Annotated in this window: 22 protein-coding genes; 10 read left to right on the top strand and 12 right to left on the bottom strand. The window is 60.9% G+C overall.

Annotated elements, in window-relative coordinates; all coding sequences use genetic code 11:
* Window positions 1–3 precede the first annotated feature (3 nt).
* From BMZ70_RS02935 to BMZ70_RS02960, 6 genes are read left to right on the top strand one after another with little or no spacing between them, the layout of a single operon-like run.
* A complete protein-coding gene (locus tag BMZ70_RS02935; protein WP_092269678.1) occupies window positions 4–975 on the top strand; it encodes a hypothetical protein in 972 nt (323 codons plus the stop codon).
* 51 nt (window positions 976–1,026) lie between these two features.
* Window positions 1,027–1,311, top strand: a complete 285-nt coding sequence (locus tag BMZ70_RS02940; RefSeq protein ID WP_207231526.1) for a hypothetical protein — start codon at window positions 1,027–1,029, stop codon at window positions 1,309–1,311.
* Window positions 1,308–1,973 carry a C39 family peptidase gene (locus BMZ70_RS02945; RefSeq protein ID WP_092269681.1) on the top strand — a complete coding sequence of 222 codons (666 nt, stop codon included), beginning with the start codon at window positions 1,308–1,310 and terminating at the stop codon, window positions 1,971–1,973. Before BMZ70_RS02940 ends, BMZ70_RS02945 begins: the two co-directional genes overlap by 4 nt.
* A 14-nt stretch (window positions 1,974–1,987) precedes the next feature.
* Window positions 1,988–2,401: a hypothetical protein gene (locus tag BMZ70_RS02950; RefSeq protein ID WP_092269683.1), complete on the top strand. Its 414-nt coding sequence runs from the start codon at window positions 1,988–1,990 to the stop codon at window positions 2,399–2,401.
* A gap of 10 nt (window positions 2,402–2,411) precedes the next feature.
* Window positions 2,412–3,470, top strand: coding sequence for an acetate kinase (locus BMZ70_RS02955; RefSeq protein ID WP_373922456.1), 1,059 nt, complete (start codon window positions 2,412–2,414; stop codon window positions 3,468–3,470).
* A gap of 59 nt (window positions 3,471–3,529) precedes the next feature.
* Window positions 3,530–4,474 carry an MBL fold metallo-hydrolase gene (locus BMZ70_RS02960; protein ID WP_092269686.1) on the top strand — a complete coding sequence of 315 codons (945 nt, stop codon included), beginning with the start codon at window positions 3,530–3,532 and terminating at the stop codon, window positions 4,472–4,474.
* A 4-nt stretch (window positions 4,475–4,478) separates the two neighbouring features.
* On the opposite strand, the gene BMZ70_RS02965 is transcribed toward BMZ70_RS02960, so the two are convergent.
* On the bottom strand, window positions 4,479–5,534 hold the full coding sequence (locus BMZ70_RS02965; protein WP_092269689.1) for an alkene reductase: 1,056 nt from the start codon (window positions 5,532–5,534) through the stop codon (window positions 4,479–4,481).
* Window positions 5,535–5,546: 12 nt separating this feature from the next.
* Window positions 5,547–5,837: an ArsR/SmtB family transcription factor gene (locus BMZ70_RS02970; RefSeq protein ID WP_092269691.1), complete on the bottom strand. Its 291-nt coding sequence runs from the start codon at window positions 5,835–5,837 to the stop codon at window positions 5,547–5,549.
* A 128-nt stretch (window positions 5,838–5,965) separates the two neighbouring features.
* Between BMZ70_RS02970 and BMZ70_RS02975 the strand changes: the two genes are divergently transcribed.
* The 4 genes from BMZ70_RS02975 to BMZ70_RS02990 all read left to right on the top strand — a co-directional run bounded on the left by BMZ70_RS02975 (window position 5,966) and on the right by BMZ70_RS02990 (window position 8,555).
* The gene (locus BMZ70_RS02975) at window positions 5,966–6,973 is read left to right on the top strand and encodes a hypothetical protein (RefSeq protein ID WP_092269694.1); all 1,008 of its coding nucleotides are present in this window, start codon (window positions 5,966–5,968) and stop codon (window positions 6,971–6,973) included.
* A complete protein-coding gene (locus BMZ70_RS02980) occupies window positions 6,970–7,317 on the top strand; it encodes a DUF6404 family protein (RefSeq protein WP_092269697.1) in 348 nt (115 codons plus the stop codon). Before BMZ70_RS02975 ends, BMZ70_RS02980 begins: the two co-directional genes overlap by 4 nt.
* A 20-nt stretch (window positions 7,318–7,337) precedes the next feature.
* The gene (locus tag BMZ70_RS02985; protein ID WP_092269700.1) at window positions 7,338–7,820 is read left to right on the top strand and encodes a GNAT family N-acetyltransferase; all 483 of its coding nucleotides are present in this window, start codon (window positions 7,338–7,340) and stop codon (window positions 7,818–7,820) included.
* Between the two features lie 219 nt (window positions 7,821–8,039).
* Complete coding sequence (locus BMZ70_RS02990) at window positions 8,040–8,555, top strand: GNAT family N-acetyltransferase (protein ID WP_092269702.1); 516 nt, start codon at window positions 8,040–8,042, stop codon at window positions 8,553–8,555.
* Window positions 8,556–8,653: 98 nt separating this feature from the next.
* Here the strand turns inward: BMZ70_RS02990 and BMZ70_RS02995 are convergent, their stop codons facing one another.
* From BMZ70_RS02995 to BMZ70_RS03040, 10 genes are all read right to left on the bottom strand, one after another.
* On the bottom strand, window positions 8,654–8,821 hold the full coding sequence (locus tag BMZ70_RS02995; protein ID WP_092269705.1) for a Flp family type IVb pilin: 168 nt from the start codon (window positions 8,819–8,821) through the stop codon (window positions 8,654–8,656).
* Window positions 8,822–8,990: 169 nt separating this feature from the next.
* Entirely contained in the window at window positions 8,991–9,296 is a 306-nt protein-coding gene (locus BMZ70_RS29265; protein ID WP_092269708.1) for an EAL domain-containing protein, read from the bottom strand.
* Window positions 9,260–9,499 carry an EAL domain-containing protein gene (locus BMZ70_RS28260; protein WP_307184020.1) on the bottom strand — a complete coding sequence of 80 codons (240 nt, stop codon included), beginning with the start codon at window positions 9,497–9,499 and terminating at the stop codon, window positions 9,260–9,262. Before BMZ70_RS28260 ends, BMZ70_RS29265 begins: the two co-directional genes overlap by 37 nt.
* Entirely contained in the window at window positions 9,451–9,852 is a 402-nt protein-coding gene (locus BMZ70_RS03010) for a response regulator (RefSeq protein ID WP_092269714.1), read from the bottom strand. The genes BMZ70_RS28260 and BMZ70_RS03010 overlap by 49 nt, the downstream gene beginning before the upstream one ends.
* A 149-nt stretch (window positions 9,853–10,001) precedes the next feature.
* On the bottom strand, window positions 10,002–10,169 hold the full coding sequence (locus BMZ70_RS03015) for a Flp family type IVb pilin (protein ID WP_092269705.1): 168 nt from the start codon (window positions 10,167–10,169) through the stop codon (window positions 10,002–10,004).
* A gap of 163 nt (window positions 10,170–10,332) precedes the next feature.
* Entirely contained in the window at window positions 10,333–10,530 is a 198-nt protein-coding gene (locus BMZ70_RS03020; RefSeq protein ID WP_092269717.1) for a hypothetical protein, read from the bottom strand.
* Between the two features lie 2 nt (window positions 10,531–10,532).
* Window positions 10,533–10,892, bottom strand: coding sequence for a DUF1304 domain-containing protein (locus tag BMZ70_RS03025; protein ID WP_092269720.1), 360 nt, complete (start codon window positions 10,890–10,892; stop codon window positions 10,533–10,535).
* A 15-nt stretch (window positions 10,893–10,907) separates the two neighbouring features.
* Complete coding sequence (locus tag BMZ70_RS03030) at window positions 10,908–11,870, bottom strand: M14 family metallopeptidase (protein ID WP_092269723.1); 963 nt, start codon at window positions 11,868–11,870, stop codon at window positions 10,908–10,910.
* Entirely contained in the window at window positions 11,854–12,219 is a 366-nt protein-coding gene (locus BMZ70_RS03035) for a hypothetical protein (protein WP_092269726.1), read from the bottom strand. Before BMZ70_RS03035 ends, BMZ70_RS03030 begins: the two co-directional genes overlap by 17 nt.
* Window positions 12,216–15,488 (bottom strand): nSTAND1 domain-containing NTPase, encoded by a 3,273-nt coding sequence (locus BMZ70_RS03040; RefSeq protein ID WP_092269728.1) that lies wholly within the window; start codon window positions 15,486–15,488, stop codon window positions 12,216–12,218. The genes BMZ70_RS03035 and BMZ70_RS03040 overlap by 4 nt, the downstream gene beginning before the upstream one ends.
* Between the last annotated feature and the right edge of the window lie 30 nt (window positions 15,489–15,518).

The following is a 15,518-nucleotide window of genomic DNA, read 5'->3' on the forward strand; positions in this document are numbered from 1 at the left end:
ACCATGAAAAAAACGTTGATCGGCGCGGTAATCGCGCTGGCCTTTACGCAGGCTTATGCACAAACGGCGACCACGCAGAACGGCGCAGGCGCCAGCGCCAACGATAATTCCAGCGCCTCGCAAGATAGCAGCACCAGGAATGCAAACGGTAATAACAACAGCGTCGGCGCCGCCACGGCCGCAGCGCAGGCCGGCGTGGCTGCCAACAATGGCGGCACTGCCACTTCGGCGTTCAGCAATTCGTACAACACCACCAGCGCCAACGCCACCAGTACCCTGAACGGCACGGTGGGTGGCAACACGGTAAGTGCGATCGGCAACTACGCCGACAACAGCGGCAGCAGCAGCGGCGGCCTTGGCTACGGCGGTATTGGCGGCGATGCGCGCGGCGGCCGGGCCTGGTCGAGCGGCGGATCGGGCGGCGAAGCTTATGGCGGCAACGGCGCCAGCGGCGGTAGCGGCGGCGGCGCCAGCAATGGCAGCGCCTCGAACGGCTCGCCGTACGTGGGGGCGACCTCCGGCGGTAGCGGTGGCAGCGGCGGTGGCGGTGGCTGGGGTGGCGATGGTACGGCAGGCGATACCGGCGCTGTATCGGGCAACGGTGGTGCTGGCGCTGCGGCGGGTGCCGGTGCTGCCGGCACGGGCGGCACCGCCAGCAACGGCAATCCGACCAATGGCAGCTCCACCGGAGGCGCCGGCGCAGCTGGCGGCGCTGGTGCGTCCGGTACCGGCGGTGCAGGCGGGATCACCGGCGCCACCACCGGCGGCGCGGCTACCGCCGGCAATGGCGCAGGCGGCACTGGCGGGGCTGGCGGTCCGGTCTCGGTCGATGCGGGCACCTTCAATCTGTCCAACAGCATGAGCAGCGTCGGCCAGTCGGCGGCGGGCATCATGGTGGCGGCGCAGAACAGTGGCATTTCGGCGCTGATCCAGCAAAGCGTAAACGTGCAGTCCAACCTGACGCTGGGCCATTAAACCAAGGGCGGGGCGCTTGCGTCCCGCCTTTTCACGGAAGGGAGGACAGGTATGCTCATCGCTTCAATTACCGTGGCGGCGGTGCTGGCCTTCGACAGTGCGCCGGTGACGGACGAGCGTCTCGCCACGCTGCATGCCGGCACCGACACGGTCAGCAACGAGATGCGGCTGAACGGCGCGGTCACCGGGAACACCACGTCGAATGTCGTCAGCGGCGCCAACACCATCAGCAATGGCGCGTTCAGCAATGCGTCCGGTCTGCCGGTCGCAATACAGAACTCCGGCTCCAATGTGCTGATCCAGAACGCCACCATCATCAACATCCAGATGCAATGAAGACCATCGCCTTGCTGATGCTGGCGTGCGGCGCACATGCCAATGCCGCCGAGCTGCCGGTCCCGAACGGCAGCTACACGCTGCGCGTCACCAGCCTGAAGGAAGCGCGCTTTCTCAGCACCGTGCGGCAGCAGTTCGATTTCAGCTGCGGCTCGGCGGCGGTGGCGACGCTGCTCAGCTATCACTACAACACGCCGGTGTCGGAACAGCAGGTGTTCAACGCCATGTATGCGCAGGGCGACCAGCAGAAGATCCAGCGCGAGGGCTTCTCGCTGCTGGACATGAAGCGCTACCTTGCGCAGCAAGGCTTCCTGGCCGACGGCTACGCGCAGCCGTTGCAGAAGCTGGCGGAAGCGGGCTTTCCCGCCATCGTGCGACTGGTGGAAAACGGCTATTTGCATTTCGTCGTCATTAAGGGCGTGGCTGAACAGCGAGTGCTGATCGGCGATCCGGCCGGCGGCACGCGCGCCATGCGGCGCGATGCGTTCGAGGCGGCGTGGCCGGACCGCTTGCTGTTTGTAATCCACCACTGGGCCGGCAAGCCGCTGTTCAACCAGGCCAGCGACTGGAATGTGGCGCCGCGTGCGCCGCTAGGCGAGGCCATCAACCGGTCCAGCCTGACCGATATCACGCTGCCCAAGAATGGCAGCGGCAATTTTTGAAAGGAGGTGACGGCATGCGCAAGATCTTGTCGGGCTTGCTGCTGGCCTGCGCGGCGGCGGCAGGCCATGCCGATCCCACCGATGACTGGGCCGCCGTCGACGACCGTCAGCTCGAGCAGGCGTGCGGCGGTTTTGATCTCGGCAACGGCATGTTGGTGTCATTAGGTGTCGAACGTTTGGTTTCGATCAATGGCACTGTTGTAGCGAGTACCCATTTTTCCATCCCCGATATGACACAGTTGAGTGCTGCGGACGCACTGACGGCCAGCGACACGATGGCCGCCGTGCTGGTGCAGAACAGTCTCAACGACCAGGCCATCCGCACCCAGACCACGATCAACACCACGGTCGCGAATCTGGCGCTGCTCAAGGCCGTTAACTTTGAAAGCAGCCTGCGCAACGCACTCAGTGGCGCAGTCGGCAAATAGGGGGATGCATATGCAAGCAAAGGCAATCTGGGTGGCCGCAGCGATGCTGGCCAGTGGCACCGTCATGGCCGAACCGGATCCGGTGGGCAGCGCGCCGCCGCAGGATGGCCGGCCGCCGGCTGTGGCGCCGTTGTTCGAGCAGCCGGGCGTGCTGACGCCGCGTGGCCGTATCGTGCTGGAGCCGTCGCTGCAGTTCGGCTATTCGTCCAGCAACCGCGTGGTACTGGTGGGCTACACAATTATCCCGGCGCTGCTGATCGGCCTGGTCGATGTGCGCGAGGTCAAGCGCAACACCACCACTGCCGCGCTGACGGCGCGCTACGGCTTGAATAATCGCACCGAACTGGAGATGAAGGTGCCGTATGCCTACCGCTCCGACTCCACCGTCAGCCGCGAGCTGTTCACCGGCACCGGCGTCGACCGCGTGTTCGACACCAGCGGGCGCGGCGTTGGCGACGTGGAGCTGGCGGTGCGCTACCAGCTCAATGCCGGCGGCCCGGACCGGCCGTACTACGTGGCCGGGCTGCGCTTCAAGTCGCGCACCGGCACCGATCCGTTCGATGTGGTGACCGATTGCAGCAAGCGCTGCGTCGGTCCCAACGCCACCGGTACCGGGCTGCCGCAGGAGCTGCCGACCGGTTCCGGCTTCTACGCGCTGCAGCCGAGCCTGACATGGCTGTATGCCAGCGACCCGGCCATCCTGTTCGGCACGGTAAGCTACCTGCACAACTTCAAGCGCAACAACGTGAGCCGGCAGGTATTGGCAGGGGAGTTCGAGGCGTTGGGGAAAATTGAACCGGGCGCGGTGATCGGCTTTAACTTCGGCGTCGGCCTGGCGCTGAACGAGCGGGCGCTGATCAGCTTTGGCTACGACCACAGCTCGATTGCGCGTACCCGGCAAAACGGCGTGCCGGTGGCCGGTTCGGTGCGCACGCAATTGGGCACGCTGCTGACGGGGTTCTCCTACCGCATCAACGACAAGCGCACACTCAACATCGCGGTCGGCGCCGGGCTGACGCGCGATACGCCGGACGTGCAACTGTCGTTCCGCTTGCCCATCACGTTTTAACAAACTTCCGGTATTTGCGGTATTGTAGTGCTCCTGACAATTTTTAAAATAGGGGAGTCATGAGCAAACGTACGTTGACCGTCATCGCAGCGCTGCTGGCCAGCGCCTCTGTGCAGGCCGCAGCGCCGATGGCCAGGTTCCAGGCGCCGGGCTTTTATCGCACCACGCTGGGCGACTTCGAAGTGACGGTGCTGAACGACGGCACGCTGGATCTACCGGTGGAAAAACTGCTCAAGCAGCCGCCGGCCAAGACCATTGCCGCGCTCGACAAATCGTTCCAGAAAAGCCCGCTACAAACCTCGGTCAATGGCTTCCTGATTAATACTGGTAGCAAGCTGGTGCTGATCGATACCGGCGCGGCTAGCCTGTTCGGGCCGACGCTGGGGCAGCTGGTAGGCAACCTGAAGGCGGCCGGCTACAAGCCGGAGCAGGTCGATGAAGTCTACATCAGCCATATGCATGGCGACCATGTAGGCGGGCTGGCGTCCAACGAGCAGCGCGTGTTCCCGAATGCGGTGGTGCGGGCCGGCAAGCTGGATGCGGATTACTATTTGAATCAGGCCAATCTGGACAAGGCGTCGGCCGAGGCCAAGGATAACTTCCAGGGGCCGATGGTGTCGATCAATCCGTACGTCAAGGCGGGCAAGTTCCAGCCTATCGTGGCCAACAGCGAGTTGGTGCCGGGGATTAAATCGTACTTCAATGGCGGGCATACGCCGGGCCACATCACGTATGTGGTGGAGAGCAAGGGGCAGAAACTGGTGCTGCTGGGCGACCTGCTGCATGTGCAGGCGGTGCAGTTTGACGATCCGGGCGTAGGCATCCAGTTCGACACCGACAGCAAAATCGCCATAGCCGAACGAAAAGAAGCGTTTGCTGCGGCGGCCAAAGAGGGGTACCTGATCGGCGCGCCGCACTTATCCTTCCCTGCGCTGGGCCATGTGCGGCCCAACGGCAAGGGCGGTTACGTGTTCGTGCCGGTGACGTACACGCAACCGCGCTAGCTACTTAGGCCAGTGCCGGGTAGTCGGTATAACCTTCTTCGGTGGCGCCGTAGAAGGTTTCGGCTTTCCACGGATTCAGTGGTGCGTCGGTTTTCAGGCGCTCCACCAGGTCCGGGTTGGAGATATAGTCCTTGCCGAACGCGATCGCATCGGCATTGCCGCTATCCAGCACGCTCTGCGCCACTACCTTATCCATCTTCTCATTAGCGATGAAGATGCCGCCGAACTCCTTCTTCAGCAGCGGGCCCAGGCTGTCTTCGCCAACCGCTTCACGCGCCGCGATGAAAGCGATCTTGCGCTTGCCCAGCTCGCGTGCCACATAGCCGAAGGTCTCTGCCGGGTTGGCATCGCCCATATCGTGCGAATCGCGGCGTGGCGCCAGATGCATGCCGACGCGGTTGGCGCCCCAGACTTCGATCACGGCGTCAGTCACTTCCAGCATCAGGCGCGCGCGGTTCTCGATCGGACCACCGTACTGGTCGGTGCGCTGGTTGGTTTTCGATTGCAGGAACTGGTCCAGCAGATAGCCATTGGCGCCGTGAATCTGCACGCCGTCGAAGCCGGCCTTCTTGGCGTTTTCAGCGGCCTTCTTGTAAGCGGCCACAACGCCGGCCAGCTCTTCGGTGTCCAGCGCGCGCGGCACCGGGTAAGGGCGTTGTGGGCGCAGCAGGCTGACATGGCCCTCGGCCGCAATCGCGCTGGCCGACACCGGTGCTTCGCCATTCAGGAAGCTCGGATCCGAAATACGGCCCACGTGCCACAGCTGGGCGAAGATCACACCGCCCTTGGCGTGCACGGCGGCGGTGACTTGCTTCCAGCCTTCCACCTGCTCATCGGACCACAGGCCCGGCGTGTCGGCATAGCCCACGCCTTGCGGGGTGACGGCGGTGGCTTCGCTCAGGATCAGGCCGGCGCTGGCGCGCTGCTCGTAGTACTTGGCCATCAGCGCGTTCGGCACGCGGCCGTCGCCGATGGCGCGGGCACGGGTCAGCGGCGCCATGACAACGCGGTTTTTCAGGGTGAGGTCGCCTATGGTGATCGGATCGAACAGGGTTGGCATGATAAAGATTCCTTATAGTTGCATTTGGTCGACGAAGGCCTTGATGACTTCTTCGTCACGTTTAAAGTAATTCCACTGGCCGACGCGCTGCGACGTCACCAGCCCGGCCTTGACCAGCACGGCAAGGTGGGCCGACATCGTCGACTGCGACAGGCCGGCGCGCCGGTCTATCATGCCGGCGCAGACTCCCAGGCTCAGCGGATGCTGCTGCTCCGAGAAGAAAACGTCCGGCTCCTTCAGCCACGCCAGAATCTGGCGCCGCATCGGGTTGGCGAGAGCTTTGTGGATCGCGTCTATGTCCATGATGGCCTATATGTATCGTGTTTTTCCGATTTCAATATCGCCATCTTACGATATAAAAGAAAATCGTGCTGGCGGCTGAAAAATCCTTTATGTTATGGGAATATTGCTGGAAATCTAACGAGGGCGGAATGTCGAGTCATTATCTGGACGTGGCGGTGGGGCTGTCCTACACCTTCCTGGCCGTGAGCCTGCTGTGCAGCGCCACGCGGGAGGCGATCGCCTCGCTATTCCAGACCAGGGCCAAAGTGCTGCTGGACGGCGTGCTGACCATGCTGCACGAATCGGCGGCGCGGCCCAGGCTGCGCGGCGTGTGGCCGTCGGTACTGCGCCTGTTGCGGATCGAGGGCGGTTTCGGGCTCGACAAACTGGACGACCAATCGCTCACGGCGCAAGTGATGCAGCATCCGCTGATCACCGGCATGGCGCAGCAGGGGCGCATGCCGTCGTATATTCCATCGGCCATCTTTGCGCGGGCGTTTGTGTCGACGCTGACCACCAGGTATGGCAAGGAGCAGACCGCCGTGGCGTTGCTCAATAGCGTCGGCAACCAAGGCCTGACACGGACCCTGCTGGCGTTGATGGGCGAGGGGCCTGGCGATGCTGCCGCGCTGGAGAACGCCGTGCGCATCTGGTACGACACCGTGATGGAGCGCATCAGCGGCTGGTACAAGCGGCGCTCGCAGTTCGTGCTGTTTTTGGTGGGATTGTTTTACGCGTGCGTGATGAACATCGACGCGCTGCAACTGTCGCAGCGCCTGTGGAACGACTCGGCGCTGGCGGCGCAACTGGTGCAGAAAGCCGAGCGCGTCACGCCCGCAGTCGCGCCGGCGCCGGACGCCACACCGCTGGAGCTAACCAAACAAGCCAAGGCACAAGCGCAGACCGTGCAAGCGTTGCCGATCGGCTGGCCATCGGCGCGCTTTGAGAACATCAGCGGCTTCTACGCCATCAGCGCCGCGCTATTTTTCGCCGTGCTGGGCTGGATCGCCACCGCCTTCGCCGCTTCGCTCGGATCGCCATTCTGGTTCGACGGCATCGGCTGGCTGCTGGCTCTGCGCGGCACCGGCGCCAAACCGGAAACCACCACCACGCCAGCCCCGGCGATCACACTGCCGAGTTTGAGAAAAACTGAATGAACGATTTTGAACGGAAAAAAGAAGCTTCGCTCACCCTGCTGCGCAGAACCCGCATCAAGGAAAGGAACTACCTGCCGCCGACGTTCGCGTTCCTGTGGAAGTTCGGGGTGAAAATTCCGCCTCCACACTTCCTCAAGATCGTTCCCTTGGTACTCATCATGGGCTTACCGTTTGGCTTTTGCGGCTTGGGCCTGTACATGATGGACCTGGATAGCAAACCATTTTCATTCGAGGCAGCGAGCTCTCTGGTGCTGCTGGTGACGGCATTCTTCGGCGGCGGAATCAGCTTTTACTACCGCACCAGCGCACGACTGCACCGTCTGCCACGGTGGACCGAACTGTAGCTTTAGCAGGATTATCTTCAATGAAGTACGTGCTGCGTACACCTTTACCACATCATCATGCTGAGCTGGGCGGTTGGATCAGCGATGCGGAGCAGTGCCTGCGCTGGGCAGGGCCCGCGCTTGCTTTTCCTTTCGACAGTCAGATGCTACCGGCATTGCTTGAGACGGAAGTCTGCGATTCATACGCGCTGGTTGACGAGGATGATCGCCTGGCGGGATTCGGCCAGATTTTTCGGCGCGAGCCGGAAACAGGGCATTTGGGCCGCATCATCATCGACCCGCAGCGCCGTAAGCAGGGCGTGGGGCAAATTCTGTGCAAAGAGCTCATCGACGCAGGCGCGCACCGGCACGGGTTCCGTTCAATGACGCTGTGGGTCTTCACCGACAACTCGGCAGCTGTTCGCCTCTACAGCGCGCTGGGGTTTTTGCCGGAAGCACGTGAAGGCATGGCGGGATGCCAGTTCATGCGGCTAAGTTTCGCTGTACCTGATGGGGCTGATTAATCTGAGTTTGCACAAGTGCTGGCGGACTATCATTGCCCTCTTCAAAAGTTGGTCAGCCGATCTGTGCGATAGGAGCATCCTTTGCATGAAGTCGACTCGCCAATTGCAGCGTTACGCTTCCACGTTAGTTACCAACTAGGTGAATACCTGAGGATAGTTACAGCCCATGTTATTGCCGAGCTGGAACGCAAAAAAATTGAATAGACGTTCAATTTTTGTATGAATATTAAACTGCCTGAAGAACTTCCAACTCTACAGACCCGCAGGGTAGAACTCAGGAGCATGGTCTATAGTGATAGCTTGGCGCTTTATGAAATTTACAGTGACCCTACAGTAATGCGCTATACGGACGAGACACCATTCGAAAGTTTGGTAACGGTCTCGGTGATGCTTAATAGTATTGAAATGCTTCTGAGAGAAGGCAAGTCGTTGGAATGGGGCATCGTAGTTAAATCAAGCAAAAAGCTAGTTGGGACATGCGGATTACATCGCTTTAATGAGTCACTTCAGATGGCAGAGATTGGCTGCCTGCTAAACGTGTCCGCATGGGGATATGGTTATATGGCGGAGGCACTCGGCCTCATAATTTCGTATGCGAGGGACGTAGTTCGTTTAAAAAGACTTGCGGCAGATGTCAGTAATGAAAACGAACCTGCGCAACGTCTCTTTACTAGCTTGGGATTTCACCGAGTCGGTCTAGAGTCTTGGGAAATGCCGATCGCGCTTTCAGTGTAATCTGAATCTGCAACGTGGCATCAGCGAACGCGGTTAGCTGTTCGCACAAATGAAAAAGCCGGAGCAGTGCCCCGGCTTTTTGTTTGCTGCGTCGGCGATTACGACGACTTGATCAGGCCCGAAATGTAGGTCAGCGAGGCGGTGATCTTCGGGCCCAGGATGGCCAGGCCGGCGGTGATGGCTGCGGCGATGGCCGCTGCCATCAGGGCGTATTCGATGGCGGTGATGCCGGCTTCGTCGTTGATGAAGTTTTTGACTGCGTTCATGATGGACCTCGTTTAAGTTGATAGAGTAGGGTTTTTACTGCTCAACTAAAACGGGGTTCAGGTTTTAGGTGCTGCTTGTTTGTGTACTGCCGATGAGATGCATTCTACGCACCGTCATGCGCCACATCATCGGACAAACGTCACTTTGTTTCGTGACATTTATCACTCCCTACAGCGTTGGCCCAGCTAGCGATGCCAGGCGTGCACGATTAGCAGCGACCCAAGCTGGTAAGTCGTCGGCAGGCATCGGCTTTGCAATGAGAAAGCCTTGTGCCAAATCACAGCTAAGGTCGCGCAGTAAATGCCAATCCGATAGCGACTCAACTCCTTCTCCAACCGTGGTCACGGCCAGCTTTACCCCCATTTCGATGGAGGTTTCCAGAATCGCTCGCCGGTTGGGCCGCTCAGCGGCGCCGTCGACGAAAGCCCGGTCTATTTTCAGTTCCGTGAACGGGCAGCGGGAGAGCTGTTGCATCGACGAGTAGGGCCGGTAATGCAGTCGATGAAGCCACGATCGCTCAGGTTCTCGGCAGAGAGATTGATAGACACATCGATAGACAATTCGCTGCTGCGCCACGCCGCCATATCACGCAGCACCTGCTCAATCAGCAAGAGCGTCATCTTTGCCATTAATGGTGTGCCCTCCAGAATGGGGATGAAGAAAAACGGCGAGACGATCCCCTGTACCGGATCCCCAGCAGTGGCAGCTTGGCATCCTCTGCGCCCATACTTTCCACCACTTCCAGCAATCGCGGATCGCGGGCGCTGGTGGCAATGATGTGCTGAGCATAGGCGGCATCGGTGATACGTTGGGTCAGCTCGATGCCATCCATGCCGGGCATGTCCAGGTCAGTGATGACGAGGTAGAGTGGTTCGGACGCGACTTCCTTCAATTGACGTAGCGCTTCGACGCCGTCGGTCGCCGCCAGCACACGGCCGAAGCCCAGCTCCTGGAGCAATCTGATCAGGTGAACGCGCTGCGTTAAGCTGTCCTCGACAACCATCACCGTGTAGTTTGACCAAGTGTGCATATAGACTTTTCCTTGGCTGATCTTATGTGCCTGACTCTACGATAAGCCAGAAAGCTTATTGGGTGGCGCTCGCTTTGAGGAATATTCAGTCGCTACAAATAAAAAAGCCGGAGCTAGCTGCTCCGGCTTTTAGTTTGCTACGCTCATGATTACGACGATTTGATCAGGCCCGAGATGTAAGTCAGCGAGGCGGTGATCTTAGGACCCAGGATGGCCAGGCCGGCGGTGATCGCGGCGGCGATGGCGGCGGCCATCAGGGCGTATTCGATGGCGGTGATGCCGGCTTCGTCGTTGATGAAGTTTTTGACTGCGTTCATGATGGACCTCGTTTAAGTTGATTGAGTAGGGGTTTTTACTGCTCAACTAAAACGGGGTTCAGGTTTTAGGTACTGCTTGTTTGTGTACTGCCGATGAAATGCATTCTACGCACCGCCATGCCGCTCATCATCGGACAAACGTCACTTTAATCAGTGACATTTGTCACTTCTGCAGTTGCGCGCACCTGGAGGACTGGATCGCGCGCTCGGTGATGCTGTCGATACTCTTGATGGCATCCGCCGTGCACGAGGCGTGGTCGACGGTGTGGACTTGCGGCTTGCTATTCATTTCCTTGTAGCCGGTGACGACCAGCGCCGCTGTGGCGCAGGCGAGCAGGATCCAGTTGAATTTGGTTTGCATGCTCAGGCGGCGAAGTGCAGGGCCAGGCCGATCACGGCGGGCAGGGTTTGAATCAGCAGGATGGAGCGCTTGACGGTCACGCCGCCCCACACGCCAGCCACCGCCACGCAAGCCAGGCCGAACACGGTGAAGGCCGAAGCGGTCGCCGCATCAGGGTGCACGAAGCCGACCACCAGCGCGGCGACCAGGAAGCCGTTGTAGCAGCCCTGGTTGGACATTGCCGGTTGCACGATCTCGGCCTTTTCTTTACTGAGCCCGAACACGCGGCGCCCGCGCGAATTGAACAATACTGTTTCCAGCAAAACGATGTAGACGTGGATCAGCGCCACCAGGGCGGTGACGATTTGCGCAGCCAGCTGCATGAGGGTTCCTTTTTCTTAGAATAATAAATTGGCGCGGGTGAGATAGTACCATTCGCTGTTGGCCCCGGCTTCGCTGTCGGGGAACAGGATGCGGCCGTCGAACCCGGCCAGCACCGGCGTGCCGTCCACGCGGCGGCCGATTTCTTCGCCTTGCCGCACCGGATCGAAGCTGGCCCAGTTGCGGCTGAAGGTGTCGCCGGCGTCCTGTTTGTCGTAAACGGAGACCATGCTGAGCGCTTCCATGTTTTCAGGCGCGACCGGTTCCGGCGCGGGTGCGTCGACCAGGCCGAGGAAGGCGAGGGTGTTGAGGATGGCGCGGTACGCCACTTCCGGCGCTTGCGGATCGGTGTGCTGGCCGCATTCGAGCGTGAGCGCGTAGCCGCCGGTGGTGCGCATGTATTCGGTGGTGCCCATGCCGTAGCGCAGGACGGTTTGCAATTCACTGCTGCCGCTCATGCGGCGCTGCACGCCGGCGCCGTAGGTGCGCAGCCAGCCATCGACGAAGCGGCGTACGCCGAGACGACGTGCCAGCGCGCGTTCCTGCTCTTCATGATTGAACGGCTCGAGCGGACCATCGTTGTTGCGCGGACCGACCATGACAAACGGCTCGCCGCTACCGCTGAACGAATGCAGGTCGAGCAGCACCTCATGCTGTGCCAACAGAGGGCACAGCCAGTTGGCCACGCGGTCTTCGAAATCCTGCGGATCCGCGTTCGGGAATAGATTGCGGTTCAGATTACGTTCGCCAGCGCGCTCGCCCTTGGCATAGGCCAGTGGGTTGGTGACTGGCACAAACGTCACCGCGCCACGGCGCACCAGCAGCGCGCCGCTATCCAATTCCTGCATCACGCGCTGGATCGCCTTGGAGCCGCAGGTTTCATTGCCATGCACGGCGCCGGTGACAATCAGCTTGACGCCGGGATATTGGGCGCTGTACTGGTGGGACTTGAACTGCAGGCGATCAGTCCTGAGGATCATTTTTAACTTGAGGATCGTGCTTGAACTCGAGACCGTCAGCATCCTTGAAGTTGAGCGTAAAACTGATCGTAACGTCGGACGTATTGGCGTCACTGAACGTCAACTGCTTGCCGCTGAGGCTGACGCTTGCTGGGCTCAGTTGGTCGTTACCCAAGGTCTGGATCGTCATGCCGGTGAAAACGATGTTCTGGTTGTCATCGTCGTAGATCTGGTAGTTGATAATGGTGTCTTTTTGCGTCACGGCGGGCACTTTTGGGGCGGTCTGCACATCATAAGTACCGGGCGTGTCGCCAGCTTTGACCTTGACCATAACGTTGAGGAACGGTGTGGAGGCTTTAACTTTGCTCATGAGTTCGCTTTCTTGGAGGGGTGGGTGGAGATATATTGCAGATAGGTGGTATCGCGATAGGGCATTGCTTCCAATTGCTTCTTGATAGGACCTACTTGCTCGCTTTGATTCATGCAGACGTGGGCTTTCACCCAAGGCGCCAGCAAAAGAAAATCGGAACTATTGTTTACTAACGGACGCAGCAGCGTGCGTACCGTATCGCAGTGGCTTTGTGCAGTGGCGCTGGCGCGCAGATGCTCAAGGTCGGCATTGAGCAGCAGTGCCTCGATGAGCACCTTCATAATCACTTGGTCGGATGGGACTGCGCCATGCAGCTGGCGCAACTTGTCCAAGGCTGGCTGTAATTCTTTGGCAGCGGCAGTGGCATCCCCTTGCTGCAATAGCACGGCGGCTTTGCGCTGCTGCACCTTTGCAACCAGCATTTGCAGGTTTAAGTGTTTGGGATCCAGGCTGCTCAGCTCGGAGAAGTGCCGTTGCAGTTGCCCTAGCTGTGCTAATGCCTGTTCGGGAGTTCGTGATTGGGTGTCAGTGTCGAATAGACGTAATTCTGCGATGTACAGATTGCGTTGCCAGTTGCGATTGCTTCGGTCCTTGTCAACGATGGCCTGCAGCAGCGATTGCGCCTGGCGAGCATCCTCGTGGGCGCCACTCAGTTGACCTAGCGCCTGTTTCAGGTCGGATTGGTGGGACCAGGTCGCGGCCAGTTCATTCACCCACGATACTTCGTCGGGATAGTTCTGGTGGAGGGTTTGCAGCAGCGCCAGGCTACGGGAATACAGGGCTTTGGCTTCTGCCAGCTTACCTTGCTGCATCCTGGCACTTGCCTGCCAGGACAGGCTGTCAGCCAGATCGGCAGCAATTTGCTTGTCCGTGGGTTTGTGAGCGTAAGCCCGGGTTTTTAGTTCCACCGACAGCGCAAATTCGTCGGCCGCATTGGCTACGTCGCCGCGTCTCAGCGCTACCGTGCCCAAGCTGCTGTGGGCGAATGACTGCTCAATCCAGCTATCGACGTCGGCCGGTGCGGCGGCTGCCAGTTGATCGCTGTGGTCGCGGTACTCGCGGAAGTAGCGCTCGGCCGGCTCCCATTCTTTTTGATCGAGGTGAATTTGCCCCAGCCAGAACGCGTTTTCCCCGGCGCTCTTGCGCAGAGCGAGGTCTGTTGGGTGGTTTTGCAATTGCTGCAGCAAGATGGCGCGGCCTGCCAGCAACGCGGTGTTGGCGCCCACCGGGTCGGCGCGGGCGATGCGCACCTCGGAAATCAGCTGTAATGACTTGGCGCGCTGGGCCAGTGCGGTATCGCTATCTGTCATACGCGCTGGATCAGACAGGTATTTCAATGCGCGTGTGCTAACGCTGTCGAGCAGGTCGAGTTTGCCGAGGGGCCGCAGTTTATCGGCAAATTCGCCGAGCATATAGCCCATCAGTCCTTCCGCCTCTGCCCGATGCGCTTCGGCCTGCGTTTGCGCTGAGCGGGCGGTAAGACCGAGGACGCCGGCGAGGACTGCCAGGCTGGTGACGACGGCCATCACAGCCATCCGCACGCGTTCGCTGCGGCGTTCGCTTTGCAGGGAGAGTTGGATGAACTGCTGCTCTTGCGGTGTCAGGCTGAGGCTGCTTGCAGTTTGCAGCTGGCGCGCCTGGTTGGTCTGGGTGCCGGACGGCAGCAGCATGTCGCGCTTGCGGCCGCTTTCTTGCCAGCGTTTGGCCTGGGCGCTGATGCGGCTGCGCACTTGCAGCGCTTGCCGGTGCTCTTCGACCCATGCCACCACGCGCGGCCAGCGCCGCAGCAGGGCTTCGTGGGCCAGGCCGAAGGTGGGCGCGCCGCCTTGCAGGTCGCTGACGAACAGGTGGGCGTCCACCAGCGCCTGCACCAGCTGGTTCTCGGCCTCGTTGCGCAAGGCCGACCACGGCACGCGGCGCGAGCTGACGGTGGTTTCGTCTTCCGCCACCAGCACCAGCTGCGACAGCACGTGGGGCAGGGCGGCGATCTGCGCCGTGCCCAGCGCGGAAATGACTTGCTCGGCGCGCGCACCGATCGAGCCTTCCAGCCCGCCCATCGCACGGAAGGCCTCGTGGCTCAGCTCGCCCTCGGGACTGCGCTGGCGGTACAGCTCCTGCAGACAGTATTGCAGCAGCGGCAGGCTGTCGGCGCCGGACAGCGCGGCCCGGCACAACAGCTCGTCCAGCCCTTCGCCATGCTGATCGACCGTGTAGCGCAGCTGCGCCACCTGCGCCGGGTGGCGCACGATCTGGCCGATGTCGGCGCTGCCGGGCGGCGTCAGATCGTAGTGGCCGCCGCTCAGTTTCAGGTTCATCAGCGCCGGATAGGACGCCAGCTGCGGATAAAAATCGTTGCGGCAGGCCAGCACCAGTTGCATGCTGCCGGAGCGCGCCCACTGGTCCAGCACATTGATGAAGACGGCGCGCTCGGCGTCGCTCACCTGCGGCAGCCGGAACACGGCCTCGAAACGGTCGATGAACAGCAGCAGCTGGATGGTCGGCAGCTGGCGCTGCACGTGTTCGATCAGCCCCGGCAAGTCATGCGCCAGACGCTGGGCCAGTGCGGCCGCGCTGGTGTTTTCAAACAGCAGCTTGCCGTCGATTTCCGCATCGAGCAGCACGCTGGCCAGGGTTTCCAGCAAGCCGGACTGCCCCATGTCGGCGCAATCGAGCTGCACATGCGCGCTGATGGCGATGCCGGACTCGGCCGGCGCGGCGCCGGCCTTCAGCGCCGGGATCAAGCCGGCCTGCACCAGCGAGGTCTTGCCGGCGCCGGACGGCCCCAGCACCAGCACCATCGCACAGGCGGCCTGGGCCTGCGCGACCACCACCTGCACCAGTTGGTCCACGCTCAGCTTGCGGCCGAAGAAGATGGCGGCGTGCTGTTCCTCAAACGCTTCCAGCCCGCGGAACGGTGAAGCGTGCAGCCAGCTGCCCTGGCTCACTTCATCGTCGTAGCTGAGCTCGGCCAGCAGGCGGTAGCCGCGCTTGCGGATGGTCTCGATGTAGCGCGGTTCGGTGGCCGAATCGTCCAGCGCGCGGCGCAGCTGGGTGATGATTTTGTGGATCGCATTGTCGCTCGGGGACACATCGCCCCAGCAAGCGTCGAGCAGGGTTTCGGCCGAAACGACCACGTGCGGGTGGCGGCAAAGATACAGCAGCACGTCCATAGCCCGTGGTTCCAGCTGCCGGTTGAGCACCCCGCAGCTGAGTGTATTGGTGGCGGGATCGACTCGCCACTGGCCAAAACGGAAACTCTTGTGCTTCATCCTGCCTCGAATAATTCTATTCCAATCAAC

Origin of the sequence: Duganella sp. CF402 (genome assembly GCF_900109645.1) — a bacterium.
Lineage (GTDB): Bacteria > Pseudomonadota > Gammaproteobacteria > Burkholderiales > Burkholderiaceae_D > Rugamonas.

Excerpts from the sequence above, each read along its gene's own strand:
- BMZ70_RS02935 (WP_092269678.1), top strand. The coding sequence starts at position 4 with ATGAAAAAAACGTTGATCGGCGCGGTAATCGCGCTGGCCTTTACGCAG.
- BMZ70_RS02940 (WP_207231526.1), top strand. The coding sequence starts at position 1,027 with ATGCTCATCGCTTCAATTACCGTGGCGGCGGTGCTGGCCTTCGACAGT.
- BMZ70_RS02945 (WP_092269681.1), top strand. The coding sequence starts at position 1,308 with ATGAAGACCATCGCCTTGCTGATGCTGGCGTGCGGCGCACATGCCAAT.
- BMZ70_RS02950 (WP_092269683.1), top strand. The coding sequence starts at position 1,988 with ATGCGCAAGATCTTGTCGGGCTTGCTGCTGGCCTGCGCGGCGGCGGCA.
- BMZ70_RS02955 (WP_373922456.1), top strand. The coding sequence starts at position 2,412 with ATGCAAGCAAAGGCAATCTGGGTGGCCGCAGCGATGCTGGCCAGTGGC.
- BMZ70_RS02960 (WP_092269686.1), top strand. The coding sequence starts at position 3,530 with ATGAGCAAACGTACGTTGACCGTCATCGCAGCGCTGCTGGCCAGCGCC.
- BMZ70_RS02965 (WP_092269689.1), bottom strand. The coding sequence starts at position 5,534 with ATGCCAACCCTGTTCGATCCGATCACCATAGGCGACCTCACCCTGAAA.
- BMZ70_RS02970 (WP_092269691.1), bottom strand. The coding sequence starts at position 5,837 with ATGGACATAGACGCGATCCACAAAGCTCTCGCCAACCCGATGCGGCGC.
- BMZ70_RS02975 (WP_092269694.1), top strand. The coding sequence starts at position 5,966 with ATGTCGAGTCATTATCTGGACGTGGCGGTGGGGCTGTCCTACACCTTC.
- BMZ70_RS02980 (WP_092269697.1), top strand. The coding sequence starts at position 6,970 with ATGAACGATTTTGAACGGAAAAAAGAAGCTTCGCTCACCCTGCTGCGC.
- BMZ70_RS02985 (WP_092269700.1), top strand. The coding sequence starts at position 7,338 with ATGAAGTACGTGCTGCGTACACCTTTACCACATCATCATGCTGAGCTG.
- BMZ70_RS02990 (WP_092269702.1), top strand. The coding sequence starts at position 8,040 with ATGAATATTAAACTGCCTGAAGAACTTCCAACTCTACAGACCCGCAGG.
- BMZ70_RS02995 (WP_092269705.1), bottom strand. The coding sequence starts at position 8,821 with ATGAACGCAGTCAAAAACTTCATCAACGACGAAGCCGGCATCACCGCC.
- BMZ70_RS29265 (WP_092269708.1), bottom strand. The coding sequence starts at position 9,296 with ATGCAACAGCTCTCCCGCTGCCCGTTCACGGAACTGAAAATAGACCGG.
- BMZ70_RS03010 (WP_092269714.1), bottom strand. The coding sequence starts at position 9,852 with ATGCACACTTGGTCAAACTACACGGTGATGGTTGTCGAGGACAGCTTA.
- BMZ70_RS03015 (WP_092269705.1), bottom strand. The coding sequence starts at position 10,169 with ATGAACGCAGTCAAAAACTTCATCAACGACGAAGCCGGCATCACCGCC.
- BMZ70_RS03020 (WP_092269717.1), bottom strand. The coding sequence starts at position 10,530 with ATGCAAACCAAATTCAACTGGATCCTGCTCGCCTGCGCCACAGCGGCG.
- BMZ70_RS03025 (WP_092269720.1), bottom strand. The coding sequence starts at position 10,892 with ATGCAGCTGGCTGCGCAAATCGTCACCGCCCTGGTGGCGCTGATCCAC.
- BMZ70_RS03030 (WP_092269723.1), bottom strand. The coding sequence starts at position 11,870 with ATGATCCTCAGGACTGATCGCCTGCAGTTCAAGTCCCACCAGTACAGC.
- BMZ70_RS03035 (WP_092269726.1), bottom strand. The coding sequence starts at position 12,219 with ATGAGCAAAGTTAAAGCCTCCACACCGTTCCTCAACGTTATGGTCAAG.
- BMZ70_RS03040 (WP_092269728.1), bottom strand. The coding sequence starts at position 15,488 with ATGAAGCACAAGAGTTTCCGTTTTGGCCAGTGGCGAGTCGATCCCGCC.